This window comes from Serratia sp. NA_112.1 (assembly GCF_052691715.1).
Map to the genome: position 1 here is coordinate 12,617 of NZ_JBQZFO010000010.1, position 25,555 is coordinate 38,171.

Consider the following 25,555-nt stretch of genomic DNA (forward strand, 5'->3'; position numbering starts at 1 on the left):
CGCTTATTCCAGCATAAAACTGTTGCCTGGCGCGCCGTTGATCCACAGTTCCCGCGTTTCTCCGGCAGGCAAGCTGAAGGTCAGGGTTCGCCATGCCGGTTTAAAGCGGCCCTCGGTGGTGATGTTCAGCATGATGCGCTGATTGTCACTGAGCATCTCCCAGCGCAGCCACAACGCATCGCCCTGCTGCCAGCCATAACTTTCCCCATCATCTTCGAATAACAACCCAGAAGCGCTGCCACAGCCTTTTTGCGGGTACAATTTAAGCTCACGTCGATCGTCTGCCGTTACGTCAACATGCGCCAGGCGGGATGACAATGGCAATGCCGCACCGGCACGCACCAGCAGCGGCAAGCGTTCCAGTGGGGCTTCCAGCACCACCGTCTGGCCACCACTGAACCATTGGCCGCTGTGGAAGCAGTACCAACCTTCGCCATTATCCGGCAGATAAACCGAACGCGCACGCTGCCCCTGCTCTACTACGCTGGCCACCAGCAGATCGCGACCAATCATAAAATCATCGGTTTCTTTCAGGGTCTGTTCGTCATGCTCATGGTCGAGGAAGGTCGGGCGCAGCATCGGTTCGTCGTCGGCACTGGCCTGCCACAACAGGGTGTAGAAATACGGCATCAGTCGGTAACGCAGGTTAATCGCCTCGCGCACCGCTGGGGTGGCGGCCGGATACATCCAGGGCTCGTTAACCGTCGCGTCGTCGTTCCAGGAGTGAATGGTGAAACGCGGGTGCATCACGCCGTTTTGCACCCAGCGCACCAACAGTTCGGCGTCCGGTTTGTCGCCGGAAAAACCGCCGACGTCGTGCCCCAGGTTATACAGGCCGGACAGACTCATGCCCAACCCCATGCGAATGTTGTAACGCAAAGTCTGCCAGTTGGTGCGGTTGTCGCCGCTCCAGGTCTGGACATAACGCTGCATGCCGGCGCAACCGGAACGCGAGATCAGGTAGGGCCGCAGCTCGGGAGCAAAGCGTTGCTGAGCCTCCATTGAAGCGCGCATCATCAGTAAGGGCATCACCGGGCGAATGTGTTTGATGGCGATAGGTGTGCCAAAGCCGTGGCAACGCGCTTCTGAGTCCCACACTTCGTATTCGTTATTGTCATTCCAGGTGGAATCGATGCCCATCTCCAGCAACTGCTGCGTCACGCCCTGCTGCCACCATTGCACCGTCGCCGGATTGGTGAAATCGAGGTGCGAGCCTTCGTCATCCCAAAAGCTGGAACGCTCCGGCTGGTCGCTTTCCGAATCGCGGATAAACAGCCCCTGCTCCGCCGCCTGTCGGTACTGCGGATGATCCTGCAACAGGCAGGGTTTGATGTTGGCCGCCAACTTTAACCCGGCATCATGAAACGCCTGACTCAGCTGTTTGGGTTGCGGCACCTTGTCGTAGTTCCAGTTGAACACATAGCGCTTGTTGCCGATCGAGGTGTAACCCGATGAAAGCTGGAACGAATCGCAGGGAATATCATGCTGGCGACAGAGCTGAATAAACTGCTGTAGCTGCTGCTGGGCGTCCGGCGCATCGGTGTAATGCATGGTCGATCCGCTGTACCCAAGGCTCCATTTCGGCCCGAAGTGGGTCTTACCGGTCAGGCGTACAAATGCCTTGGTCACGTCCAGTACCTTAGGGCCGAGGAACAGGTAATAATCGAGATCCCCTGCTTCAGCCTGATAGCGGCGGTAGGCCAGATGGTAGTTGTCGATCTCGTTGCCCAGATCCAGCCAACAGCTACTCAGGTTGTCGTAAAACAGCCCGAAACTGGCCTCTGCACCGCGGGTGATGGTAAAGGGCACATGTTTGTAAAGCGGATCGGTGCTGGCGGCGTTGTAGCCCATGGCGTCCAGGTTGCGCATTTCAAAGCGGCGGCCGCTGCGCTCCAGATCGCCGGTCTTCTCGCCCAGACCATAATAGCGCTCGCCGGCAAAGCGGCGCTGGTAGTGCGCCACACCGTCGCCATGCGGGTTGAGCAGGTAGGCGCTAGTTGGTCGATCGGCGGCCAGCGGGCGCCATTCACCGGCGGCGTTGCAGTGCTCCCATTCCAGCCACAGCGGCTGATGCAGGGTAACGCGCAATGCGGCGCTAGTCACCACCAGCCGATCTTCATGCTGTTGCAGTTGATAACCCGGCAGACCAAAACCGGCGATGCTCAGGCGATCACGCCCTTCCCAGGGCACGTCAGTCTGCGGCGCAATGCTCCAGGTACGATCCAGTGCCAATTCGCCATTGCGTTTAATCAACACGCGGAACAGGTCGTTTTCCAGCACGTACAGGCAGAACAGGTGACGTTCGTCGACCAACAGCTCAATTCGATCGGCATACTGACCGGTCAACATCCAGTTTTTTAAGGTTTTCATAGATATCCAACTTAACTATTGAGTGTTTTTTTACCGCCGCGTTCGGCGATTAAGGCAATCAGGAACAGGGCGCCGATCAGATCGAAGAAGCCCATGGCGATAAACAGCGGATTGAAACCGACGGTATCGGAAACCGCACCGATCAGCAGCGTGAACAGGAAGCTGGCGATCCAGGCGCTGGAGCCGCGCATACCGTTGACCGTCGCTACCTGATTTTTATCGAATGATTCCACCACCAGCGCGCTGAGCATGCAGGAGATCACCTGGTGCCCGAAGCCACCGATCGAGATCAGAGCGATCGCCACATAGGGATCTTTGGTTATCGCGACGAACGCCAGCGAGACCATCATGAATGCGCCTGTGACCGAACTGGCTACCACCGAGTTGACGCGGCTGCAGCCAAACCATTTACGGTACAAAGTGGTGAGATAGCCGCTGGCGACGCTGCCGATGTCCGCCGCCAAAAACGGCAGCCAGGCAAACATGGCGATGTGCTTTAAGTCCATACCACGCTCGGTGGCCAAATACAGCGGCACCCAGAAACTGAACACCGCCCAGGCCGGTTCGGCGAGAAAGGCCGGAATGGCAATACCGTAAAACTTTTTGTTACGGCAAAGAAGGGCCAGCGACTTGAGGAAAGGCAGTCGGGGTAATTCCGGCTCGTTGTCTTCGCGGATCAGATCCAGCTCCTGCTGGCTTAAATTGGGGTGCTGCTGCGGCGAGTGGTAGAACCGCCACCACAGCACCACCCAGAGCAGCGCCAGCGCGCCGGAAAACAAGAAAGCGCCCTGCCAGCCAAAGGAGACGTGGGCAATAACGATGATCGGCGGTGCCAGCATGGCGCCAATAGAAAACCCGACGCCTGCCCAACCGGCGGCGATGGGCCGCTCCTTTTTCGGGAACCAGTCGGAAATCGCCTTGGCGTTGGCCGGCGTGGCCGCCGCTTCTGCCCCGCCCATAAAGAAGCGCAAGATCGCCAACTGCACCCAGGTGCCGGCCCCGGCATGCATCATGCAAACCACCGCCCAGATACTGGCGCAGATCAGGAACCCCATCTTCAGGCCGATAACGTCGATCAGCCAACCGCAGATCGGCTGAAACACCGTATAGGCCAGTTGGAACGACGCCACCACCCAGGAGTACTGCTCGGTGGTCATGTTAAGGCTGGTTTTCAGTTCAGGTGCCAGAATGCCCAGCGAATTACGAGTGATGTAGTTGACCGTCACGCCCAGTAAAAACAGCGCCAGCATCCACCAGCGCAGCGATTTGAACTTGCGCCGGCCGGTATCGGCGACCCTTTGATTAATTTCAACACTCATCTGTCTTCTCTCCACGACGGCTGCCCGGTGAAACGGCGTGCCTTTTGGTAGGGTACGTTTTGGTATCGAAGGTATGGGCCGTGGAAAACTGCGGTATGTCTGACAAAGACCAACGCATCACGATCACAACCACATGATTTATTTTCGTTTTATTTATAATTCAGCCCGAAAATTGGACTGATAAATCTATAAAGTTGGTATACCAATTAAGACTAACCAGCCGGAAGCGTGAGCGAAACGAGGTTTTTTGCAAAAATTCTCATGTATAGAATAAAAGCTCGCCATAATGGCGACAGAAGCCTGACAGTACGCTGGAAAAGCACCGTGAAAATATTTTCATTACCGAATTTGAAGGAGATCACAGAATGAACGGAAAGCTGAAAATACAGGAGATCGCCCGCCAAACCGGGCTGTCGATCAGCACCGTTTCACGTGTATTAGCCGGCAAATCCAATACCAGTGCCGAAGCCCGCCAGAAGGTGCTGGCCTGCGCACAACAGAACGGCATTCTGCAGGGCATTTCCAGCGGCAGGCTGATGCTCAATAACGTGATGGTCTTCGCCCCCCAGCGCGCTTTTGATGTGCGCACCGATATCTTCTACTACAAGGTGATCCAGGGGATCTCCGCCGCATTAGCTGAGCATGAAGTGCGGATCCGCTATTGTGGGCTGGAAGAACTGCACAGCGACGGCACGCTGTTTTTGGAAAAAATGAGCGATCCGCAAACTCAGGCGGCGCTGATTATCGGCATCGATGACGAACACATTCACCAGTTGGCCGCCGACCTGAATAAACCCTGCGTACTGATTAACTGCACCGACCGCCAGATGCGCCTCGACAGCGTGTCACCCGATCACCAACTGATTGGCGAGTTCTCCGCCAACTATCTGATGCAACAAGGGCACAGCCATATTTTGAATCTGCAATGCCTGCGCCGCCACACCATGGAACTGCGGCTGGCGGGTATTAAACAAGCCTATGCGCGGCACAATATCGCCTTTGACGACGGCCGCCATCTGGTGACCACTTCCGGCTTCGGCAGCGAAGAAGCCGAACAGGCGCTTACCACCTTTATCAACCGGGTCAGTCAGCGCTCACAGCTGCCAACGGCCATTCTTGCCGGTGGCGACTACATGGCGGTCGGCGCGGTCAAGGCGCTGAACAAACTGCAGCTGAGCGTGCCGGGCGATATCTCGGTGATGAGCACCGACGGCTTTAATCTGGCGGAAATTCATGACGTGCCGCTCACCTCGGTGCATGTGCCGCGTGACGAGTTGGGCTATGAGGCCATTCAGCTACTGCAACGCCGCATGCTGCGCGCCGATGCGCCCCCGTGCAACCTGCTGCTGCACGGCAACCTGGCGGTTCGTGCCTCGGTCAAACGCGTCAGTCCCCATAAAACCAGCCCAGCGGTCAGCACTCACGATCACCGTCTTTACGATGTCTGAACTACACTTAGTGGCTGAATCCTTATAGATAACCTGTAGCTTGAAAGATGACGGGTAAACTTTTTTGCTTAAGGAGAGCCACTATGCCGACCCTAACCGCACGAGCGGTCATCCCCCCTTATATGCTGCGCCGGATCATTGAGCACGGCAGCCTGCCGCAGCGCGACTGCGCATTACACACCCTGAATCACGTTCAAAGCCTGCTCGGCAATAAGCCGTTACGCGCCCCCGGTGCGAAAACTTCGACCGGCGGTGAAGTTATCCGCGATATTTTTGATGCCGAAAACGGTACTCAACTGCCGGGTAAACAGGTGCGTAATGAGGGCCAGGCCAGTAATCATGACGTCGCAGTGGATGAAGCTTACGACTACCTCGGCGTGACCTACGATTTCTTCTGGCAGGCATTCAAACGTAATTCTCTGGACAATCGGGGTCTGCCGCTGACCGGCAGCGTACATTACGGCAAGGAATACCAAAACGCCTTTTGGAACGGCCAGCAGATGGTCTTCGGCGACGGTGACGGCGAAATCTTTAACCGCTTTACCATCGCCATCGACGTGGTTGGCCATGAACTGGCGCACGGCGTCACCGAGAGCGAAGCAGGGCTAATTTACTTCCAGCAGGCCGGTGCGCTAAATGAGTCGCTGTCCGACGTGTTTGGTTCCCTGGTTAAACAATTCCACCTCAAACAGACCGCGGATAAAGCCGACTGGCTGATCGGCGAGGGACTGCTGGCAAAAGGCATCAACGGCAAGGGCCTGCGTTCCATGTCTGCCCCCGGTACGGCTTACGACGATCCGCTGCTGGGGAAAGATCCGCAGCCGGCCGATATGAAAGACTACATTCAGACCAAAGAGGATAACGGCGGCGTCCACCTCAACTCCGGCATTCCCAACCGCGCCTTCTATCTGGCGGCCACCGCTCTGGGCGGCTTTGCCTGGGAGAAAGCCGGTTACATCTGGTACGACACGCTTTGCGACAAGTCACTGCCGCAGGACGCTGACTTCGCCACCTTTGCCCGTACCACGGTGAAACATGCCAAACAGCATTTCGACAGTACCGTAGCGGATAAGGTACAGCAGGCCTGGCACCAGGTGGGGGTGGAGTAATGAAACCCTTGCCGGCACTCAATCAGGATACGGTCATTGAGCTGGCGCGTGAAGGCGGCTTCGCCTTTATTCCCAAACTGGCGGGCCAGCGGCGCATTACGCTGGCCGACATTACGCCAGAGCAACGGCAGCGCCTGAATCAACTGTTGAACCAGGCGCTGCCCTACGCCCAGGAAGAGGGACAACCGGGTTCACCCGGCTGCGGTGACCAACGTTATTTTCGCGTGCAGATCAGCTACTACAGTCAGGCCCTGTGCAGTGAAATCGTACTGCTGATCCCGGAAACCAGCGCCCCGCAGGCGTTGGTCGACCTGTGGAAAACCGGTCAGGTGGATGAGTGAACGCTTACAACGGCTGATAACTGAATAACACCCGCTTTTTGGATATCAACCCATGGCCGTTCTGGCACAGGTAGTCCACCGCGCCACAGGCCTTAAGCTCTTGTAGCAACTGCCCGCAATCCGGGCAGTGGCCCAATTGCTGATAATCGCTGTTACAGGCGGTGCAATGGTAGTGACCATTCACCCACTCCATCGTTTGATCGCATTGCGGACACTGCGCTTCCATAGTCACTCCCTGGTTAAATCACGCCCCATGAGCGTAAGAAATAGATGCCCAATGCGGTAGTGAAAAACGAGCCGACGGTGGTGATGGCAATAATATTCGCCGCCAGCGTGGCATTGCCCCCCATCGCACGAGTCATCACATAGCTGCCAGAAGCCGTAGGCGTAGCCGAGAACAGGAAGATAATCCCCAGCGCCGCGCCGTGAAAACCGCACAGCCAGCCACTCAGCGTCATTATCACTGGCACGACAAACAACTTGGCCGAAGAGGACAGCGCCGCCACGTTAGACGAACGAAACATGGCGCGCAGATCCAAGCTTGCCCCGGTGCAAAGCAATGCCAGCGGCAACGACAGTGCCGAGATATAGCTGCCGGTCTGCCGAATTACCTGAGGTATCCCCAGACCGGTCTGCGCATAAGCCAGCCCGCACACCAGGCCGATAATCAGCGGATTGGTGACGATACTGCGCAACAGCGACAGGCGGCTGATCCGCTTGCCCCGCCCGCCTTGCAGGCTGCGCGTGAGGGTAATCACTGACAGTATGTTAAACAGGATCACCGTCACCGTCAGGTACAACGATCCTAACGCCACGCCCTCACTACCGTAAGCGGTCATGGCATAGGCCAGGCCGACAATGGCGGTATTAGCACGAAAGCCCCCCTGCACAAAGACACCGCGCTCACGTGGCTCTTTAACCAGCCAGACGGCAGCCACTTCCAGCAACAAGAAGGTGACGAGAGTACCGATAGCGCCGAATATCACCAGCGGCAGGTTGCCCAACAGCTGTGGGTGGTTGGTAGCGATGCTGAAGAACAACAGACAGGGCAGCGCCAGGTTAAACACCAGTTTGGTGGCGCCGTCAATAAAACGGTCGTCCATCAAGCGCCAGTGGCGCAGCAATATGCCCAGCAACATCATTAACAGATTGGGTACGGTGACGTTGAATGCAAAACTCCAGGTTTCCCAGGACATGATGTTCCTTCAGGCTAACGGCGGTAAGAGTCAGATAATAAAACGATTTCGACCCAATAAAAAAGGGCGCGGTAGTGATACCGCGCCCCTAATACTGATTATTAGCCTTTTTTCAGGTGGCTCATCAGACGTTTACGCTTGCGCATCTGGTTCGGCGTCAGCAGGTTGCGCTTGCCGGCGAACGGGTTCTCACCCTCTTTGAACTGGATACGGATTGGCGTCCCCATCACCTTCAGAGAACGGCGGAAGTAGTTCATCAGGTAGCGTTTGTACGAATCGGACAGATCGGTCACCTGGTTGCCGTGGATCACCACAATCGGCGGGTTATACCCACCGGCGTGCGCATATTTCAGCTTCACGCGGCGGCCACGTACCAACGGCGGTTGGTGATCGTCGGCAGCCATCTGCATGATTTTGGTCAGCATTGAGGTGTTCACGCGGCGGGTCGCACACTCGTAAGCTTCCAGTACCGAAACGAATAAGTTGCCAACGCCGCTGCCATGCAGGGCTGAGATAAAGTGAATGCGGGCGAAATCGACAAAGCCCAGACGCAGATCGAGCATCTCTTTCACGTGATCGCGATCTTCCTCGCTCATGCCGTCCCACTTGTTGACCACAATCACCAGTGAGCGCCCACTATTGAGGATAAAGCCGAGCAGCGAGAGATCCTGATCGGAAATGCCTTCGCGTGCATCCACCACCAGCAACACCACGTTGGCGTCTTCGATCGCCTGCAGTGTTTTGATTACCGAGAACTTCTCTACGGTTTCCGTCACCTTGCCGCGCTTACGTACCCCGGCGGTGTCGATCAGCACGTATTCGCGTTCGTCGCGGACCATCGGGATATAGATGCTGTCACGGGTCGTGCCTGGCATGTCGTAGACCACGACACGATCTTCGCCGAGGATGCGGTTAGTCAGTGTGGACTTACCTACGTTAGGACGACCCACGATAGCCAGCTTGATTGGCAGATCCTGCGGGTTGAAGTCGTCTTCCGGTTCTTCTTCTGCGCCTTCGAGGGTTTCACCTTCTTGCTCGGCCCAATAAGCGGCGTTAGCCTCTTCTTCGGTCAGCTCGACTTCTTCCGGCTTTTCACCGACAAACGGCACCAGTACGTGCTCGATCAACTGCGCTACGCCACGACCGTGGGAAGCCGCGATCGGATGCACGTCGCCCAGACCCAGCGAATAGAAATCGGCGGCGGCCATGTCTGGATCCATACCGTCGGTTTTGTTGGCGACCAGGAAGGTGGATTTCTGACGGTTGCGCAGATGCTGGGCAATGCCCAGATCAGCCGGCATCAGACCGGCGCGAGCATCAACCATAAACAGCACGATGTCTGCTTCTTCGATCGCCAGCAGCGACTGACCGGCCATGCGTGTTTCAACGCCATCTTCGGTGCCGTCAATGCCCCCGGTATCGACGATAATAAATTCATTACCCTCAACCTCAGCACGACCATACTTGCGGTCTCGCGTTAGCCCGGGGAAATCCGCCACCAGCGCATCGCGCGTATGGGTTAAACGGTTAAACAAGGTGGATTTACCCACATTCGGGCGCCCTACTAGCGCGACGACAGGTATCATTGTGAAGCCTCATTACTTAATAATCAATGCGTTACTACACTATGGATAGACACCAGAAGTGCAGCTTATAAAATACGAAACGGCCCCTGAACATTCAGGAGCCGTTTTCCCCTTCATCTTTCGCGCCACAGCGGCGTTGTCTGCGCACCTTCGCCCCGGTCACTTAGCTCACTAAGCTCCCGAGGACTCATGCGCTTGCCGCCTGGCTGCAACCCGAAATCATTCGGGTGCAAGAAGGGTTACGACGATCGGCGTTAGCGGGTGAAAGCGTAAACTTTTCCGCCTCGGGCCTGAATAACCAGCTTATCGCCAGCTACCACCGGCGCAGACAGGAAACCGGAGCTATCCACTTCCTGCTGAGCAACAAAACGGCCGTCCGTGGTGTTAATCCAGTGCAGGTAACCTTCAGAGTCACCGGTCACCAGGAAACCATTGTACATTACCGGCGGAGTCAGGTTGCGGTGCAGCAAATCGCTCTGCGTCCATACGGTCACGCCACCTTCAGTGCTCAACGCCACCACGCGATCGTTCTGATCGATAAGGTAGATGCGGCCTGCATCAACGATAAAATCGTTCACCGAGCCCAGTTCACGCTTCCACATGATCTGGCCAGAACGCAGATCCAACGCCGTCAGGTTGCCATTGTAACCTAATGCGTAGACAACGCCCTCAACAATCACCGGCGTAGTGTCGACATCGTTCAAACGATCGATTTCGGTCGCGCCGCTCGGCTGTGAAATACGTTGCTGCCAAATCAACTGACCTTGCTGCATCAGCACGGCATTTACGCGACCGTTATCACCGCCAACAATGGCTGCGCCAAAGGCAACGGCTGGCGCGGATTCACCGCGCAACGACAGTGAAGGCATGTCCAGGTTAACCGTCCACTTCACCGCGCCGTCAGATTCGTTCAGCGCCTGCAGCAGGCCGTTGGAGGTGTGGATCAGTACCATACCGTCGCTGATCACCGGACGTGAAATCGCTTCGCCGGCCACCTTGGTCTGCCAGGCTACGGTACCGTCTGAGGTATTGAGCGCGTAAACCACGGCTTTCTCACTGCCGACATAAGCCTTGTCGCCCGCGACCGCCATACCGCCCGACAGCAGTGCCGGCAGGTTGCTGGACAGGAAGCCGGTTTTCTCAGAGAGATCAACCTTCCACTTTTCGTTACCGTTATCGGCATCCAGTGCTTTCACGATGCCATGACGATCGGCGGCGTAAATAGTGTTGTCCTGGAAAGCAGGACGCAGGTGAGAATAGAACTCACCAACACCGTCGCCGACCGAGGTTCTCCACGCCTTGTTAGGCGTGAACTGATTTTCAACTTTCGGCAGCGGCGACATAGTAACCACGTCTTCTTCACTGTTAAACAGCGAGCAACCACTCAGCAAGGCAACGGAAACCAGTCCGACCAAGAGTGTTTTACGCAATTGCATGGGAATTCCCCTTAGCTGGACAAGTTATTCAATTTCATGCGCAGCAGAACCTGCAGCGCCTGAGAAGCGTTAGACTCAATGCCTTTACTGTAAGCTTCGCGTGCACCTTTGGTGTCACCTTTAGCCAACAACACGTCGCCGCGCGTATCCTGCGCCATCGCCGCCCAGCCTTCGCCTTTCACGCCATCCAGCGTTTTCAGCGCGTCATCCAGTTTTTTCTCCTGCAACTGGACACGCGCCAGACGCAGGTTAATCATCGAAAGCATGTTTTCGTCTTTGGTCTGGCCCTGAGCCAGCACCAATTGTTGATCTGCCTTGGCAAACTCATTCTGCTCAACAAAATGCTTCGCCAGCTCCAGAGAGGCCAGCACGCCGTAGCTGTTGCTGTTGGCCTGGGCAAACTTCTCCGCGGCAGCGACATCATCCGGCTTACCGACAGCCAGACGATCGCTGGCTTCCTGATAAGATTGGGACGCAGCCATCATGTTGGAGTTTTCGTGGCTCTGCCAGTAACGCCAGCCGACCAGGGCACCAATTCCGAGCACCACGCCCACTGCCAGCGCTTTGCCATTTTCGGCAAAGAACCGACGCACGGCGTCGACTTGTTCGTTTTCAGTGGTATAGACTTCCACGGTGTCCTTCTCCTTAACCTAACATCAGAGCCAGGCGCACTGCGACTTCGCTTTGCGCCAGCGTTTCTTGTTCACCACTGCGCAGGTCCTTAACCACCACCTGCTGGGCTGCGACTTCGTTCTCACCCAGGATCAAGGCGACGCGCGCGCCCCACTTATCCGCACGGGTGATCTGCTTCTTAAAGTTACCACCGCCGTAGTTGGTCATCAGTTTGAGCTGCGGCGCTGCATCACGCACGCGCTCCGCCAGCTGCATTGCTGCACTCTGAGTACCAGCACCGGAGGAGATCACATACACGTCAATGGTCGCCGCAGCCTTGAATTCCGGGTTAACCGCCTGAACCAGCAGCACCAGACGCTCCAGGCCCATGGCGAAACCGACCGCCGGCGTTGCACGCCCGCCCAATTGCTCTACCAGACCGTCATAACGACCACCGGCACACACCGTACCCTGAGCGCCCAGACTGGTGGTTACCCATTCGAATACCGTGCGGTTGTAGTAGTCCAGACCGCGCACCAGGCGTTCATTGATGGTATATGGGATGCCTGCCTGCGCCAAAAGTTCACACAGACCTTCGAAGTGGGCTTTGGAATCTTCATCCAGATGCTCGGACAGCCGAGGCGCGTCGTTCAACAGCGCCTGCACTTCCGGGTTTTTGGAGTCCAGTACGCGCAGCGGATTGCTGTACATACGGCGTTTGCAATCTTCGTCCAGCTTCTCTTGATGCTGTTCCAGGAATGCCACCAGAGCATCGCGGTAGTTGGCGCGCGCTTCCAGTGAACCGATGGAATTCAGCTCCAGCTTGACGTGCTCGGAGATCCCCAGCGCTTTCCACCAGCGGGCGCTCAGCAGGATCAGCTCAGCGTCGATATCCGGGCCCTGCAGGCCAAATACTTCAGCCCCCAGTTGATGGAACTGGCGATAGCGGCCTTTTTGCGGACGCTCGTAGCGGAACATCGGACCGACGTACCACAGACGCTGCTCCTGATTGTACAGCAGACCATGTTCGATGCCGGCGCGAACGCAACCAGCCGTGCCTTCCGGACGCAGCGTCAGGCTTTCGCCGTTGCGATCGTCGAAGGTATACATCTCTTTTTCCACGACGTCGGTCACTTCGCCGATCGCGCGTTTGAATAACGGGGTCTGCTCTACAATCGGCAAGCGGATTTCGCTGTAACCGTAGCCGCTAAGCACCTGCTTGAGGATGCCTTCAATACGCTGCCATAATGCCGTTTCTTCCGGCAGGTAGTCGTTCATGCCGCGAATGGCTTGAATGTTCTTTGCCACGTGAGTTCTCTGTCCGTTGTCTATAAAAATGAACCCGATTATAGGGACTTTGCCGCTCCGTATTCAACGCGAATACCGAGTTCTGCTCCCGGGTTCATAAACAAGCGGGCTAAAAAGCCCGCCGTATCGGTGTAATGCTTATTTTTCCAGCAGGTTGACCGCGATGCGATTGCTTTCATCCATCATCGACGCCTTGGCGCGAATTTTGGCTTCCAGTTGGTCAATCATCTGCTCGTTGTCGAAACGTTCTTTCTGGCGCACGCCATCTTCGTAGAAACCGCTCTTTTTATGGCCACCGGTCACGCCCAGCGTGGAAACCAGCGCTTCGCCCGGGCCATTGACTACACAGCCGATAATTGAAATGTCCATCGGCGTGATGATGTCTTCCAGACGCTGCTCCAACGCGTTGACCGTGCCGATAACGTCAAACTCCTGACGTGAACAGGTCGGGCACGCGATAAAGTTAATGCCTCGGGCGCGGATGCGCAGTGATTTCAGAATGTCGAAACCGACCTTGACCTCTTCCACCGGATCGGCTGCCAATGAGATGCGCAGGGTATCGCCAATGCCTTCCGACAGCAGCAACCCCAAACCAATCGCCGACTTCACTGAGCCACTGCGTGCGCCACCGGCTTCAGTGATGCCCAGGTGCAACGGCTGATCGATACGCGCAGCCAACAGACGATAGGATTGCACCGCCAGGAACACATCGGATGCCTTGACGCTCACTTTGAACTGGTCGAAGTTGAGACGATCAAGGATATCAACGTGGCGCATGGCAGATTCGAGCAGCGCTTCCGGCGTAGGTTCGCCGTATTTTTCCTGGATGTCTTTTTCCAGCGAACCACCATTAACCCCGATACGGATTGGGATGTTTTTATCCCGCGCGCAGTCTACGACCGAACGGATACGCGACTCGTTACCGATATTGCCCGGGTTGATGCGCAGGCAGTCTACGCCATACTCGGCAACCTGCAGCGCGATACGGTAATCGAAGTGGATATCGGCGACCAGCGGCACGTTAACCTGCTGCTTGATCAGTTTGAACGCCTCGGCGGCATCCATGGTGGGAACTGAAACGCGGACGATATCAACGCCCACACGCTCCAGTGCTTTGATCTGATTAACCGTTGCTTCAACATCAGTGGTACGGGTGTTAGTCATCGACTGCACGGCAATCGGCGCACCATCACCAATAGGCACATTGCCGACGTAAATTCGCGTTGATTTTCGACGGATGATGGGCGATTGGTTATGCATTACTTAACTCTCCATTGTTGCCCTGACTCAACGACAATGGCCGCGCAATTACTGCGCGGCAACGGTCAGACGAGCAACACGGTTTGACTTAACAAACCGGCTTAAATCAACCGGCTTACCTTGATATTGAATCTGTACTGCGGCCGGTGCGCCGATGGTCAGTTTGTACGGCGCGGTACCCGTCAGGCTCAGCTTGCCGCCGCTTTTCTGGCTGCCGCTGTACAACGTTTTACCGTTGGCATCACTCACCTGCAACCAACAATCGGCGGAGAACTCCATAACCAGCGCGTTGGGATCAACAGCCGGGGCAGTCACGCCCGCGTCGGCAGTTGGCAAAGGCGCAGTTGGAGCCGCGGGCGTTGTCTCAGGCAGCGTCGTCTGGCTTGGTGAAACCACCGCCGGCTGCTGCGCAGTTGTACTGTCGCTAACGGCCGGAGTCTGAGGTTGCTGTGGAGCAACGCCGGTATCTACCGGCGTGGAACCATTGTCAGCCAGAGGCGCACTGTTGTCGGCATTGCTGTCGGTCAACGGCACTGACTGGCCTTCATTGTTTTGTGAAAGCTGCGCAGAGGATTGATCGGCCATGGTGACGATCTCTTCCTGCTGGGCCTTGTGGTTTTGCCACCACCAGGCACCGGTCAGGCCAACCACCACGAAAACGATCAGCCAGGTGAAGCTCATTAACCAGCCGTCGCGTTTTTTGCGGCGCTTGCCCAATGAGAAACTCTGCATTGGGGCAACTTTCGCCACCTTCAGCGGAGCCTGCTTGGCCAGCATCGGCAGCAGTTCATCCTCTGGCAAACGCACCAGCTTGGCATAGGAACGGATATAACCCCGCACGAAGGTTGAAGCCAAATCTGCGGACAGATTGTCTTCTTCGATATCGCGCACGGTAGACATTTTGAGGCACAGGCGTTCTGCAACGGCCTGTTGACTCAACCCGAGTTGTTCACGGGCCTGACGCAGACGTTCGCCTGTCGTCATTGATACAGTTTTATCTTGGGAGGCTTCAGTATTCATTAGCTAAGAACTGCTGGTACTGTTTGGATTGTGGAAAACTTCGCGATAACTGCTTGCCATAGCGTTGCACGCTATCCTGGCGCCCGGCTAACGCGGCGAAACGAATCTGTAACCATAAGCTGTCGGCGCTAGCCGGCAGAACATGCTGATAACTATCGAGTAAAAGTTGCGACTGTGCGCGATTCCCTTCTCCAAATTGCTTTTCTGCCTCCACCAAAAGTGGAGTGCCTTTGTCCGGATCGATCTTCATCGCACGCATTAACAAGGTACGTGCTTCATCGTTCTGACCGGCCTTGAGAAAACAGTAACCTGCGTTTTCCAGGCTGTCGGCAACCTGACCGTAATCCGGTGCTACTGCCGCAGCGCTAAACTGCTGTTGTGCCGGTACATACTGCCCTAAACTGCAAAGAAACGCACCGTAATTATTCAGCACGGTGCCATTGTTCGGCGCAAGTTTGAGCGCTTGCTGATAGCGCTGTTCGGCCGCGCTATTTTCGCCCATTCGCTGCTCATAAAGCGCCATGCCCAATTGGGTACGGTAATCCTGTGGGGCAGCATCTGCCGCTTTCTCCAGATTCTGTCGCGCGGCGGGTAAATCGCCCTGCTTGAGATATTCCAGACCCAGTTGCAAACGCGTCTGACCCGCTTGCGACTGTGCGTCTTTTTCTTCCGGCGTTGAACCAGAACAGCCGGCCAGTAAACCGGCCGCCAGCAACGTTCCCCACAGAGTCAGCTTCATGCCTGCATTCATTTCCTTGTCAGATGTCATCTGGCCGCCTGAATACATAACAGACTGTAAGATAACAAAAAAATCATGCTATAGGGTTCAGACCGCACGTACTGATATAGGTTCCCCGGCCATTTTCTTTTTCAGGGTACGCTTGGTACGGTCGATCACTTCACCCGCCAGTTGCCCGCAGGCGGCATCGATATCATCACCACGGGTTTTACGAACAATAGTCGTAAAGCCGTATTCCATCAACACTTTGGAAAAACGATCCACCCGGCTGTTGGAGCTGCGGCCGTAAGGTGCCCCCGGGAACGGGTTCCATGGGATCAGGTTGATCTTGCATGGCGTATCCTTGAGGACTTCTGCCAGCTGGTGCGCGTCGTCGGTGCTGTCGTTGATGTGGTCCAGCATCACGTACTCAACCGTTACCCGGCCCTGGTTGGCATTGGATTTTTCCAGGTAGCGACGTACCGCCGCCAAGAAGGTCTCGATATTGTATTTACGGTTGATCGGCACGATATCGTCGCGGATCTTGTCGTTCGGCGCATGCAGGGAGATAGCCAACGCAACGTCGATCATATCGCCCAACTTGTCCAGTGCCGGCACCACGCCAGAGGTAGACAGGGTCACACGGCGCTTGGACAGGCCAAAGCCGAAGTCGTCCAGCATGATTTCCATTGCCGGTACCACGTTGTTCAGGTTGAGCAACGGCTCCCCCATCCCCATCATCACCACGTTGGTGATCGGACGTTCGCCGGTCACTTTCAGCGCGCCGATAATTTTTGCCGCACGCCAAACCTGGCCAATGATTTCCGACACGCGCAGGTTGCGGTTAAAGCCTTGCTGAGCGGTCGAACAGAATTTGCATTCCAGGGCACAACCCACCTGGGAGGAGACACACAGAGTCGCACGGTCGCCGTCCGGGATATACACGGTTTCGACCTGCTGATCGCCCACTTTGATCGCCCATTTAATGGTGCCATCGGCTGAGCGTTGTTCTTCCGCCACTTCTGGCGCACGGATCTCGGCGACGCTTTGCAATTTATTGCGCAGGACCTTGTTAATGTCGGTCATCTGCTCAAAGTCATCGCAGCAATAGTGGTACATCCACTTCATGACCTGATCGGCACGGAAGGGTTTCTCGCCCATTTTGGCGAAAAACTCACGCAATTGCTGACGGTTCAAATCCAGCAGGTTAATTTTGGCCACAGCCGGTTGTTCCGCGTTAACGGATTGAGTAGTCAGCGAATTATTTTCAGACACGATGTGCTCGGACGTGATGGGTTCTAACATAATTGATCTCTGGCCTCGTTGTTACACGTTACGGCGCGAAAGAGTGGAAAGTAAGTGCGTCGTTCAACCCGCATCAATTGCGGTGACGGCGCTAAAAGCGCGCCCCTGACAAGAAGCCTCATCAGGGGCGCGGCATTGTACAAATTTTAGTAGCAGCTTTCCACGTCTGAAAGACATTCAGGGCATTTTTATTGTTTCAGCCGATGAATGAAAAATTCGAGTAGCGGTGCTGCATACTGCACCTGTGCCAATCGGGGCGAATATATCGCCCCCTACAACTTGAAAGGCGACGGGCAGATTAACGTGAGCAGATTTCGCTCTCATTAAAGAAATACGCGATTTCGCGCTGTGCAGATTCTACTGCGTCAGAACCGTGTACGGCGTTGGCAGTGAAGCTGTCCGCGTAGTCAGCACGCAGGGTGCCGGCCAGTGCGTTGTCCGGGTTGGTTGCGCCCATGATGTCACGGTTACGCTGTACTGCGTTTTCTGCTTCCAGAACCTGAACCACGATCGGGCCAGAGGTCATGAACTCAACCAGGCCATCGAAGAATGGGCGGCCTTTGTGCTCAGCGTAGAAGCCTTCGGCTTGTTCGCGAGTCAGACGCAGCATTTTGGATGCGATGATTTTGAAACCGGCACGCTCAAAGCGAGCATAGATTGCGCCGATATCGTTGTTAGCTACAGCGTTTGGTTTAATGATGGAAAAGGTACGTTCTACGGTCATGATGGCCTCTGTATAACTTCCAAAACAGGCCGGTCTGCAAACAGGGTGCCGGCCTTCTCAAGTGGCGCAGATTATATGTGCGCTGCCAACGCTTGCCTACGGGAAAATCAACATTTCATTAAAAAATCATTATCTTTATTCTTCACTTTGCGGCCCAGAGCACAGGTTATGAAAACTTACCTTAATCGAGGGTGAAGTCACGCAATGCCACCTGACCACTCTCATCGAGCACGCTGAGCTGGTAACGACCAGGTTGGGTCAGCGTCTGCAGCAGCGACTCCCCTTCCCCCACCAACTGGCCATTGAGGAACCACCAGCGCTGTCCGCCGCCGCCCTGGGCGCTGACCCGCAAATCCAGCGTATTGTTACCCGGCAGGCGACGCAGTATCGCGCCGTCACGCACGCCCAGCATTAACAACGGCGGTACTTCTTGCTGCTGCAACGGTGGGCACTGCGGATCAATAGCCGACAAGCGCTGCGCGCGACGCTCAGCCGGAGGCAACCAGGGTTCCAGCGGCGTAGGCCACAGTGCCAGCCGACGCGGCGTGGCCCCCGGGCAATCCGCCGCCACCCGCAATCCACGCGCGTTCAACCAGATTAGCGGCTGGCTGCCCAGCACGCTTTCCTGACCGGGTGCGGGCAGCGTCGGCGGGAGAGTCCCGTCGAGAGTCCAGCTCAGACGTCGTTGGCGGCAATTGCTGTCCCCGGCCGGCAGTGGCTGACCGCCCGGCCAGCAGATCACCGCACGGCTGACGCTGGCGGGGCGCGGATCGGCCGGGATCCCTTCGCCACGCTGGCGTAAAGAGGTCAGCAGCAGATTATTGACCTGATTGAGCAGGGGCACCGCCGTGGCGAAGCCGAACTGCCCGGCCACCGGGGTACCGTCCGGTCGCCCCACCCAAATGCCTATCGTATAGCGCGCGTTAACACCGATGGCCCAGGCATCGCGGTAGCCGTAACTGGTGCCGGTCTTCCACGCCAGCGGCACGCTGGCGGGTAACGCCTCATCCGGCAACGGGCGAGCCTCTCCCGCCAGTATTCGCCGTACAATCCAGGCGGCGCCCGGCGACATTAACTGACGATCGTAAGTCCCTTGCTGAGGGGTAAAGCGCAGCGGTGACACCCGGCCCTGACGAGCCAGCGCGCTAAACCCGGCCACCAACTGATCCAACCGGGCACCGGCCCCGCCCAGGATCAGCGCCAGGCTCGGTTCGGCGTGTGCCGGCAACCGCAGTTCAACCCCCACATTACGGAGATTGGCGGCAAAGCGCTTCGGCCCGTAGGCTTCCAGTAGTTGTACCGCCGGTAAATTAAGCGAACGTGACAACGCTTCGCTGGCACTGACCGGGCCGTGAAAACCGGTATCAAAATTACCGGGCCGATAATCCCCAAAACGGCGTGGTACGTCCTGTAACAGAGATTCGGCGTGGATCAGACCGTCGTCCAGTGCCAGGCCATACAAGAAGGGTTTTAGCGTCGAGCCAGGCGAACGCCAGGCAGCCACCATGTCGACATGGCCAAAACGGCTGTTATCGTTCAAATCCAGCGAGCCGAGGTAGGAGCGTACTTTCATATTGGTGTGATCAACCACCAATACGCCAACCGAGGTTTTTTCCGGCAGTTGGCTCTTCCAGCCGCGAGCCAGTTCTTCCAACCGCCGTTGCAAGGTGGCGTCCAGCGTGGTGGTCACAACCTGGCTACGATTGCCCTGCGTCATCCGTCTCGCCAGTAACGGGGCCAACTGCGGCACCTGGCGCGGGGCCAACCACAAAGCTTCCTGACGGATTTCGGCCACCTGCTGCGCCGGCCAAACCTGATAATACGCCAGGCGTTCCAGCACCTTGTCACGCGCAGCCTGCGCCCGTTCAGGATAGCGGTCCGGCCGCAAACGGCTGGGAGCCTGCGGCAACACTGCCAGCAACGCCGCCTCGCCACGCGTCAGCGTCGAAGGCGGTTTGCCCAAATAAGTCCAGCTAGCCGCGCCAATCCCCTGTAGCGTGCCGCCGTAAGGTGCCCGGTTAAGGTAGATTTCAAGGATTTGCTCCTTCGACAGATGCCATTCCAACTGGGCGGTACGCCAAACCTGCCGTAACTTGCCGGCCAGCGTGCGTGGATGGGGATCAATCAGGCGCGCTACCTGCATCGAAAGCGTGCTGCCGCCGGAAACGATCTGCCCGTTGCGCAGAGCCTGCCAGGCGGCACGGGCCAGCGACAACGGGTTAATACCGGGGTGTCGATAAAACCAGCGGTCCTCATAGGTCAGCAGCGCCTGCAAATAATAGGGCGAGACCTGTTGCAGGTTGACCGGATAGCGCCATACACCGTCACTGTCCGCATAGCGCCACAGTGGGGTGCCGTCTTCCGCTACCACCACCCGCGCCATCTCGGCATCTTTCAGCGGTAACGGCCACAGCCGATCCGCCAACCACAGTAAAGCGGGCGGCAGCAAAATCGCCAGCAGCCAGATGGCTGCCCGGCGACGTAAATGCATAAGAAGTCGATTCATCAGGAAGGTATCACTCCCTTGCCCCACCACCGGCTAAACCACCGGGACGAGGCAAAGAGGATCATTTGGCAATTTCAAGCCGCGCTGGTGTCGTGCCCAGCGCACGCCAGGCAGGCACATACATCGACTCAACCTGCGGTGCCGGAACCAGATAAGTGCCCGGCGTCACGGCCCGTGCCAGATACAGCAGTGTGGTATGACGGTAGCCGTCGATATTCACCGCCGCCACATAGCGATCGTCCCGGAACTCCTGATGTTTGATGTCGGCCTGCTGCATGTCCTGCAGCAGTTCGGTCACGCTGCTGGCGCTTTCGCCCAGGCTGGCGCTGCTGTCCCCCAGATTCTGGTTCTCCAGTTCCAGTCCGGCCGGCAACAGATCCACCACCAGTGCGTCCGGCACCTGATTATCGGCCCAGACGTCCAGATGCACCAGGATCAACTGACCGCTTTTCAGCTGGCTCAGATCCACGGATTTACCATCCAGCCCCAGGAATTCACGGCGGATATTCAACACGTTGCTCTGCGGTTGCGGCGCCTGTTGCGGATAACCGACCAAATCGACCCGGCTGTACAGCGTACCCTTGCCGGTATTGGTGAGCTGTAGCCCGGAAGCCAACTGTTCAGCGGACAGGTTTTGCGTCAGCGCCTGGCTACCGGACAGGGTTTTGCCCTGCGCCGTTTGTGCCTGCCATGGCGTTTCAGCACTGCCAATCAGATTGCGCGCCGCCAGGAACAGGGCATTGCTCTCCTGCGTAGACAGATAACGTTCACCGCTGAGACGTTCAGATAGCGTCAGCAAGCGTTGGTCGCGCTCGGCCGGCAGCAGGTTATTTTCGGTCAGCAGCGCCAGGATCATCGCGTCATCACGCAGCGGGCTGCCGTAATCTTCCAGCCAGTAATCCTTGGCATTGCGCTGCGTCGCCAGCCCTTGCTCGATAGCCTGATTGGCACGCGGCATATCACCCATCAGCTTCAGCGCCACGCCAAGCTGCACCAGCGGCAAGCCCGAACGAGCATCGCCGCGACGCTCAAACAGCTGTCGCAATGCCCCGAGCGGTGCCTGCTGTTGACGCGCCAATACCAAGCCGGCATAGGCCTGCACTGCAAAACGGGTATGGTCCGGATACTGGGTGGAAGCAACGTCAATCTGGCTGCGGTCCTGCAAATAGCGCTGCAGACGATTGTTGGCCGCCGTCAGCGCATCGGTCGGGACGCTGTAGTTCTGTTCACTGGCACGGAACAGGAAGTCGGTCGCGTAGGCCGTCAGCCAGAACTCTTCCTGGCTGTCGCGACTCCACAGACCAAAACCGCCGTTATAACGCTGCATGCTGAGCAGGTGCTCGATGCCTACATCGATACTGTTGCGGCGGCTTTCATCACTACCGGATTTGATCCCGAGTGCGCTGAGCTGCGCCCGGTTGGTATACAGCGACGGATAAAGCCCGCTGGTGGTCTGCTCCAGGCAGCCGTAGGGATAGGCATACAGTTCGCTGATGTAACGCGCCAGGTTGATTGGCGGACGGCTGGTCAACAGCAGTTGCCCTTCGGTCGTCGCCTGTTCCAGCCCGGCAGCGGCATCTGTCGGCAGACCCCAGCTTTCACCGGCGTGGATCACGCTGGCGAACTGGCGGGTTTGCGCCGGATACGCCGGCCTTACGCCAATCTTCCAGCTATGCTGATAGTCCTTGAGGGTTTCCCCCGGCAGTACCAAACCGCTAAGGGTCAGCGCGACCTCACCCTGACCAAAGCCCGCCAGTGCCTGTGCCGGAATTTGCAGCGTGGTTCGTTCGCCGTTGGCCAGGCTGACCTGTTGTTCGGCAGCCCCCTGCAGCGCCACTAACCCGCTGGAAGCCAGTTTCACGGTTAATGTCTGCGGCTGACCCGACAGATTGCTGACATCCAGCGCCAATTGGGTGCTATCGCCCCCGGCCAGGAAACGCGGCGTCGCCAGCTCTGCCACCACCGGTGCGGCAACAACGGTCTTGCCTTCCGCCTTGCCGAAGTCTTCATCGCTCCATGCCTGCGCCATCAGCCGTAATTCACCGTTGAAGTCAGGAATGGCAATCTGAATTTCGCCTTCGCCGTTGGCATCCAGCTTAACCGGCTGCGCCTGCTGGGCAACAATGGTGACCGCGGTGATCGGCTTTTTACCGCCGCGTGACAACGCATCTTCCTCATCGCCGTCGCCGCCGTAGCGCAGATTTGCCAAACGCCCCTTGCCTTCAATCAGTTGACCATAAACATCGTACTGATCGGCACTATAGCGTTTGCGACCAAAGAAGGCCTGATACGGATCCGGCGTTGCGTAGTTGGTAATATTGAGGATGCCGCTGTCAACCGCGGAAAGCAGCACGTTGATTTGCTGTGGCGGTTTACCGCTGCTGTGGGCGGCCTTCACTTTCACCGTCAGCATTTGGTTCGGCCGCATACGCTGCGGCGCGTCCAATTGCAGCGCCAGTTTTCGCCCTTCATCCACCAGAGGCAGATGCAACAGCCCTACCGCCCGCTTCGGCGTCGACTGCTGTTGCTTGTCACCCGGGCGGATCACCAATGCGCTGAGGTACAGATCGTGGCGTTTCCACTCCTGATTGATAGGCACTTCAACATCAACGCCCTTGGCCGGCACATCCAGTTCCTGCCACCATAGCGGACCGTCGCTGGATTCCACCAGCAGGTAGCCCTTACCGGCGGCCGGGGCTTCGATATGCAGTTTCACTTTCTCACCCGGTCGGTAGGCCGGTTTGTCCAGCTTCAGCTTCACCTGGTCCGGACGTACCGCCCCGCTGCCATTAGTGTTGTCCTGCCAGCTGTAACCGGCCCAGAAACGCAGGTTGCTGATCAGATTGCTCTGCGGATCTACCACCTCAATGCGATACGCGCCCCACTCCACCGGGAAACTGACTTTGGTGCTGCCGTTGGCGGCGATGTCGATAGTCTGTTCCGCCAGTAGCAGATCTTTTTTGTCGTATAACGACTGCCAGCCTTCGCCTTCAGACCACTGCCAGTAATAGTCGCGGCGCTCACGCACCAGACGGGCCTTCAGTCCGCTGACCGCCAGTTTTTCACCGGCGGCATTGGCGTAAACAATATCAAACCCGGCCTGGGTGTTTTCATCCACCACCGGTTGGGCCTGGTCGCTATTGCTACGATAATCATAAATCTGTTGTTTGTTGAACAAAGGTCGAATGCCGGGCAGCGCATCGGCAGGCCAGATCGCCCGTTCGGCGCGGCGCGTCACCGGGCGGCCACCGGACTCCAGCAGGCTGGCCTGCAAGATGGCTTTCAACGGTGATTTTACCTCTGCCCAACTGCTGTCCACCGCGACCTGCGCCTTGCCGGCGTTATCCAGCACCTGATCGAATTCATCCATATTGCGCGACAGGCTTTCTTCTATTACCGAACCAAACTCATAGCCCGGCAGGCTGCTGACCGCCTCACGCTGCGGTCGCAGGAACACCTGCCCCTGCAGACGATTACCCGAAGCCGGTGCGCCATAGAGGTAACGGCCGCTGACGTCGAACACCAGTTGCGCATCAGGGCGCAGCGGGGTTTTCTCTGCGGTAATATCGAGCGCCATGCGTTCCGGCAGGAAATCCTCGACCTTGAAGCTGTAAAGCCGCGGCTGGTTATCACCCAGGTTGAAACGTAGCGACCAGTTACCAGTCGGCCCGCCTTCAGGAATTTGATACTGATATTGATACAAGCCGTCCTGTGGCTGCCAGACAAAGCTGCGCGCCACCTGATCGTCCGGTTTGACGATATCCACCTTCACCGGCTGGGCCGGCAGTGGTTTACCGTCGGCGTCACGCAGTAGCCCGTTAACGATCAGCGTTTCACCTGGACGGTAAAGATCACGCGGGCCGAAGGCGAAGAATTGCTTGCTGTAGCCTTCCGGCCCGGCAATATCGAACTCAGCCAAATCCAGCGCCGGTGTCGACAGATCGATCATGCTGGTCTGGCCCTGTTGGGTCGCCAGTAACAATCGCGCCTTAGCGCTTTTCACCAACTGGGCGTGCCCTTGCTTATCGGTGGTGCCCTGGGTCAGCGTTTGACCTTTTTCATCCAGCAGGCGCAGTTCAACCGCGCCCAATGCCGCGCCGCCATCCAGAGCCTGGGTAAACACGTCCAGACGGCCGTGATAGCTGTGCAGCGAAACGCCGATATCACTGAGGGTGAACAGGGTCGCCGGGTTGGTATAACCGTAATGCCCAGCCTGCTGCATCACCGCCAGGTAGACACCCGGCTGCTGCAAGGCTTCGATGCCACTCAGTGGCAATAGCAGGCGTTCGCGAGTATTGCGCTGCGGATTGAGATCGAAGCGGCCGCTGTAGACCAGATCGGCCATTTTCAGCAGTTCTTCCGACTCCCAACTGGAAAGCGAATTGCGGTACTCCCAGTTGGCCAGGAATGCCGGTAAGGCATCGGCCTTCACCCGGAAGAAGTTAACGTCGACGTTATCGACGTTGAGCGCCATCACCGGCAGCCCCTGCGCCAGTTTGGTCGGCAGCAGCGAACCTTTGCCGGCAAAGCCGACGCTCGGTTTGATGTCGCGGGTGGTGATAGTCTGTTCTTGCTGTTTGCCCAGTTCGGCACCGTTGACCGCTTTCAGACCGCTCTCGAGGGTCAGTACCAGCTTGCGATTGGGTTGCAGATGGCGCAGCCGCAGTTCCATCAGGTTATCGGACAGCTCCCAGGCACCGTCGATTTTGCCGCTAACGCTGTCGACCAGATGCGCTCGCGCAGCGAAATCCTGATTCGGATCCAGCGGCAAAGAAAACGTCAGCACCATGGCACTGGCACCGTCGAGTTGCAGTTCGGAGGCATCAAGCAGCGTCAGCGGCTTACCGGCGTCGCGTTTCGCCAACGCCGCCAACGCGGCGGCATCCGGTCGCTTGATCTGCATGACGCTACTCGCCTGTGCATCAGCCTGCGCTGCGGTTGGTTTTTTTCCGCCGTCATCACAGGCGGCCAGCAGCAGCAGGCCCCCCGCCAATGCGATCCCCTGACAAAGCTTCTTGCCTGATGCAAATGCCCCTGAACGGCATGGTTTCATCGTTTAACTCCCTGGCAACGTTTGCGCGGCTCGTCGGCGCAATATCCGGATATGGATGAATAATAGCAGCGCTGCTCCCCGGGCCGTGAAACATTTCAATCTGTGTCGGGCCTAATGACGAAGCACCATGCAAGGAACTGTTATGCCGATCACACTGCGTAACGTTACTTGTTACCATTAGCGTTATTTATTTTTAAAACAATAGGATAGAAAAAACTGAGCGCTACCGGCGGGCTGCGCGCCG

General features: G+C 57.2%; 18 protein-coding genes. 3 read left to right on the top strand and 15 right to left on the bottom strand.

Annotated elements, in window-relative coordinates; genetic code table 11:
* Positions 1-3: 3 nt before the first annotated feature.
* Both ACUTQ5_RS17440 and ACUTQ5_RS17445 read right to left on the bottom strand, forming a co-directional pair.
* A complete protein-coding gene (locus tag ACUTQ5_RS17440) occupies positions 4-2,370 on the bottom strand; it encodes a glycoside hydrolase family 31 protein (RefSeq protein ID WP_445652268.1) in 2,367 nt (788 codons plus the stop codon).
* 11 nt (positions 2,371-2,381) lie between these two features.
* A complete protein-coding gene (locus ACUTQ5_RS17445) occupies positions 2,382-3,689 on the bottom strand; it encodes an MFS transporter (protein WP_445652269.1) in 1,308 nt (435 codons plus the stop codon).
* Positions 3,690-4,054: 365 nt separating this feature from the next.
* Between ACUTQ5_RS17445 and ACUTQ5_RS17450 the strand changes: the two genes are divergently transcribed.
* The 3 genes from ACUTQ5_RS17450 (at position 4,055) to ACUTQ5_RS17460 (ending at position 6,587) form a co-directional block, all read left to right on the top strand.
* Positions 4,055-5,137: a LacI family DNA-binding transcriptional regulator gene (locus tag ACUTQ5_RS17450; RefSeq protein ID WP_445652270.1), complete on the top strand. Its 1,083-nt coding sequence runs from the start codon at positions 4,055-4,057 to the stop codon at positions 5,135-5,137.
* Positions 5,138-5,220: 83 nt separating this feature from the next.
* A complete protein-coding gene (locus tag ACUTQ5_RS17455) occupies positions 5,221-6,246 on the top strand; it encodes a M4 family metallopeptidase (protein WP_445652271.1) in 1,026 nt (341 codons plus the stop codon).
* A complete protein-coding gene (locus ACUTQ5_RS17460) occupies positions 6,246-6,587 on the top strand; it encodes a protealysin inhibitor emfourin (RefSeq protein ID WP_445652272.1) in 342 nt (113 codons plus the stop codon). Before ACUTQ5_RS17455 ends, ACUTQ5_RS17460 begins: the two co-directional genes overlap by 1 nt.
* Before the next feature lie 4 nt (positions 6,588-6,591).
* Here the strand turns inward: ACUTQ5_RS17460 and ACUTQ5_RS17465 are convergent, their stop codons facing one another.
* From ACUTQ5_RS17465 to ACUTQ5_RS17525, 13 genes are all read right to left on the bottom strand, one after another.
* Positions 6,592-6,813: a zinc ribbon domain-containing protein gene (locus ACUTQ5_RS17465; RefSeq protein ID WP_445652273.1), complete on the bottom strand. Its 222-nt coding sequence runs from the start codon at positions 6,811-6,813 to the stop codon at positions 6,592-6,594.
* Positions 6,814-6,826: 13 nt separating this feature from the next.
* On the bottom strand, positions 6,827-7,783 hold the full coding sequence (locus ACUTQ5_RS17470; RefSeq protein ID WP_445652274.1) for an AEC family transporter: 957 nt from the start codon (positions 7,781-7,783) through the stop codon (positions 6,827-6,829).
* Between the two features lie 101 nt (positions 7,784-7,884).
* A complete protein-coding gene (der, locus tag ACUTQ5_RS17475) occupies positions 7,885-9,369 on the bottom strand; it encodes a ribosome biogenesis GTPase Der (protein WP_445652275.1) in 1,485 nt (494 codons plus the stop codon).
* A gap of 254 nt (positions 9,370-9,623) precedes the next feature.
* Positions 9,624-10,805: an outer membrane protein assembly factor BamB gene (gene bamB, locus ACUTQ5_RS17480; RefSeq protein WP_445652276.1), complete on the bottom strand. Its 1,182-nt coding sequence runs from the start codon at positions 10,803-10,805 to the stop codon at positions 9,624-9,626.
* 11 nt (positions 10,806-10,816) lie between these two features.
* Positions 10,817-11,437 (bottom strand): YfgM family protein, encoded by a 621-nt coding sequence (locus ACUTQ5_RS17485; RefSeq protein WP_174354939.1) that lies wholly within the window; start codon positions 11,435-11,437, stop codon positions 10,817-10,819.
* Between the two features lie 13 nt (positions 11,438-11,450).
* On the bottom strand, positions 11,451-12,725 hold the full coding sequence (gene hisS / locus ACUTQ5_RS17490) for a histidine--tRNA ligase (RefSeq protein WP_445652277.1): 1,275 nt from the start codon (positions 12,723-12,725) through the stop codon (positions 11,451-11,453).
* A gap of 138 nt (positions 12,726-12,863) precedes the next feature.
* Positions 12,864-13,985 (bottom strand): flavodoxin-dependent (E)-4-hydroxy-3-methylbut-2-enyl-diphosphate synthase, encoded by a 1,122-nt coding sequence (gene ispG, locus ACUTQ5_RS17495; RefSeq protein WP_012146317.1) that lies wholly within the window; start codon positions 13,983-13,985, stop codon positions 12,864-12,866.
* A gap of 48 nt (positions 13,986-14,033) precedes the next feature.
* On the bottom strand, positions 14,034-15,005 hold the full coding sequence (rodZ, locus tag ACUTQ5_RS17500) for a cytoskeleton protein RodZ (protein ID WP_445652278.1): 972 nt from the start codon (positions 15,003-15,005) through the stop codon (positions 14,034-14,036).
* Positions 14,995-15,744, bottom strand: coding sequence for a type IV pilus biogenesis/stability protein PilW (gene pilW, locus ACUTQ5_RS17505; RefSeq protein WP_445652360.1), 750 nt, complete (start codon positions 15,742-15,744; stop codon positions 14,995-14,997). The genes rodZ and pilW overlap by 11 nt, the downstream gene beginning before the upstream one ends.
* Positions 15,745-15,831: 87 nt before the next feature.
* Positions 15,832-17,028: a bifunctional tRNA (adenosine(37)-C2)-methyltransferase TrmG/ribosomal RNA large subunit methyltransferase RlmN gene (locus ACUTQ5_RS17510; protein ID WP_153859382.1), complete on the bottom strand. Its 1,197-nt coding sequence runs from the start codon at positions 17,026-17,028 to the stop codon at positions 15,832-15,834.
* Positions 17,029-17,326: 298 nt separating this feature from the next.
* Positions 17,327-17,752, bottom strand: a complete 426-nt coding sequence (ndk, locus tag ACUTQ5_RS17515) for a nucleoside-diphosphate kinase (protein ID WP_012146321.1) — start codon at positions 17,750-17,752, stop codon at positions 17,327-17,329.
* A 181-nt stretch (positions 17,753-17,933) separates the two neighbouring features.
* Complete coding sequence (gene pbpC, locus ACUTQ5_RS17520; protein ID WP_445652279.1) at positions 17,934-20,258, bottom strand: peptidoglycan glycosyltransferase PbpC; 2,325 nt, start codon at positions 20,256-20,258, stop codon at positions 17,934-17,936.
* 61 nt (positions 20,259-20,319) lie between these two features.
* Positions 20,320-25,311 (bottom strand): alpha-2-macroglobulin family protein, encoded by a 4,992-nt coding sequence (locus ACUTQ5_RS17525; RefSeq protein WP_445652280.1) that lies wholly within the window; start codon positions 25,309-25,311, stop codon positions 20,320-20,322.
* Positions 25,312-25,555 lie beyond the last annotated feature (244 nt).

Coding starts and splice junctions, on each gene's coding strand:
- ACUTQ5_RS17450 (WP_445652270.1), top strand. CDS start 4,055: ATGAACGGAAAGCTGAAAATACAGGAGATCGCCCGCCAAACCGGGCTG.
- ACUTQ5_RS17440 (WP_445652268.1), bottom strand. CDS start 2,370: ATGAAAACCTTAAAAAACTGGATGTTGACCGGTCAGTATGCCGATCGA.
- ACUTQ5_RS17460 (WP_445652272.1), top strand. CDS start 6,246: ATGAAACCCTTGCCGGCACTCAATCAGGATACGGTCATTGAGCTGGCG.
- pilW (WP_445652360.1), bottom strand. CDS start 15,744: ATGAAGCTGACTCTGTGGGGAACGTTGCTGGCGGCCGGTTTACTGGCC.
- ndk (WP_012146321.1), bottom strand. CDS start 17,752: ATGACCGTAGAACGTACCTTTTCCATCATTAAACCAAACGCTGTAGCT.
- ispG (WP_012146317.1), bottom strand. CDS start 13,985: ATGCATAACCAATCGCCCATCATCCGTCGAAAATCAACGCGAATTTAC.
- ACUTQ5_RS17525 (WP_445652280.1), bottom strand. CDS start 25,311: ATGAAACCATGCCGTTCAGGGGCATTTGCATCAGGCAAGAAGCTTTGT.
- der (WP_445652275.1), bottom strand. CDS start 9,369: ATGATACCTGTCGTCGCGCTAGTAGGGCGCCCGAATGTGGGTAAATCC.
- ACUTQ5_RS17470 (WP_445652274.1), bottom strand. CDS start 7,783: ATGTCCTGGGAAACCTGGAGTTTTGCATTCAACGTCACCGTACCCAAT.
- pbpC (WP_445652279.1), bottom strand. CDS start 20,258: ATGAATCGACTTCTTATGCATTTACGTCGCCGGGCAGCCATCTGGCTG.
- ACUTQ5_RS17510 (WP_153859382.1), bottom strand. CDS start 17,028: ATGTTAGAACCCATCACGTCCGAGCACATCGTGTCTGAAAATAATTCG.
- ACUTQ5_RS17465 (WP_445652273.1), bottom strand. CDS start 6,813: ATGGAAGCGCAGTGTCCGCAATGCGATCAAACGATGGAGTGGGTGAAT.
- ACUTQ5_RS17455 (WP_445652271.1), top strand. CDS start 5,221: ATGCCGACCCTAACCGCACGAGCGGTCATCCCCCCTTATATGCTGCGC.
- bamB (WP_445652276.1), bottom strand. CDS start 10,805: ATGCAATTGCGTAAAACACTCTTGGTCGGACTGGTTTCCGTTGCCTTG.
- ACUTQ5_RS17445 (WP_445652269.1), bottom strand. CDS start 3,689: ATGAGTGTTGAAATTAATCAAAGGGTCGCCGATACCGGCCGGCGCAAG.
- rodZ (WP_445652278.1), bottom strand. CDS start 15,005: ATGAATACTGAAGCCTCCCAAGATAAAACTGTATCAATGACGACAGGC.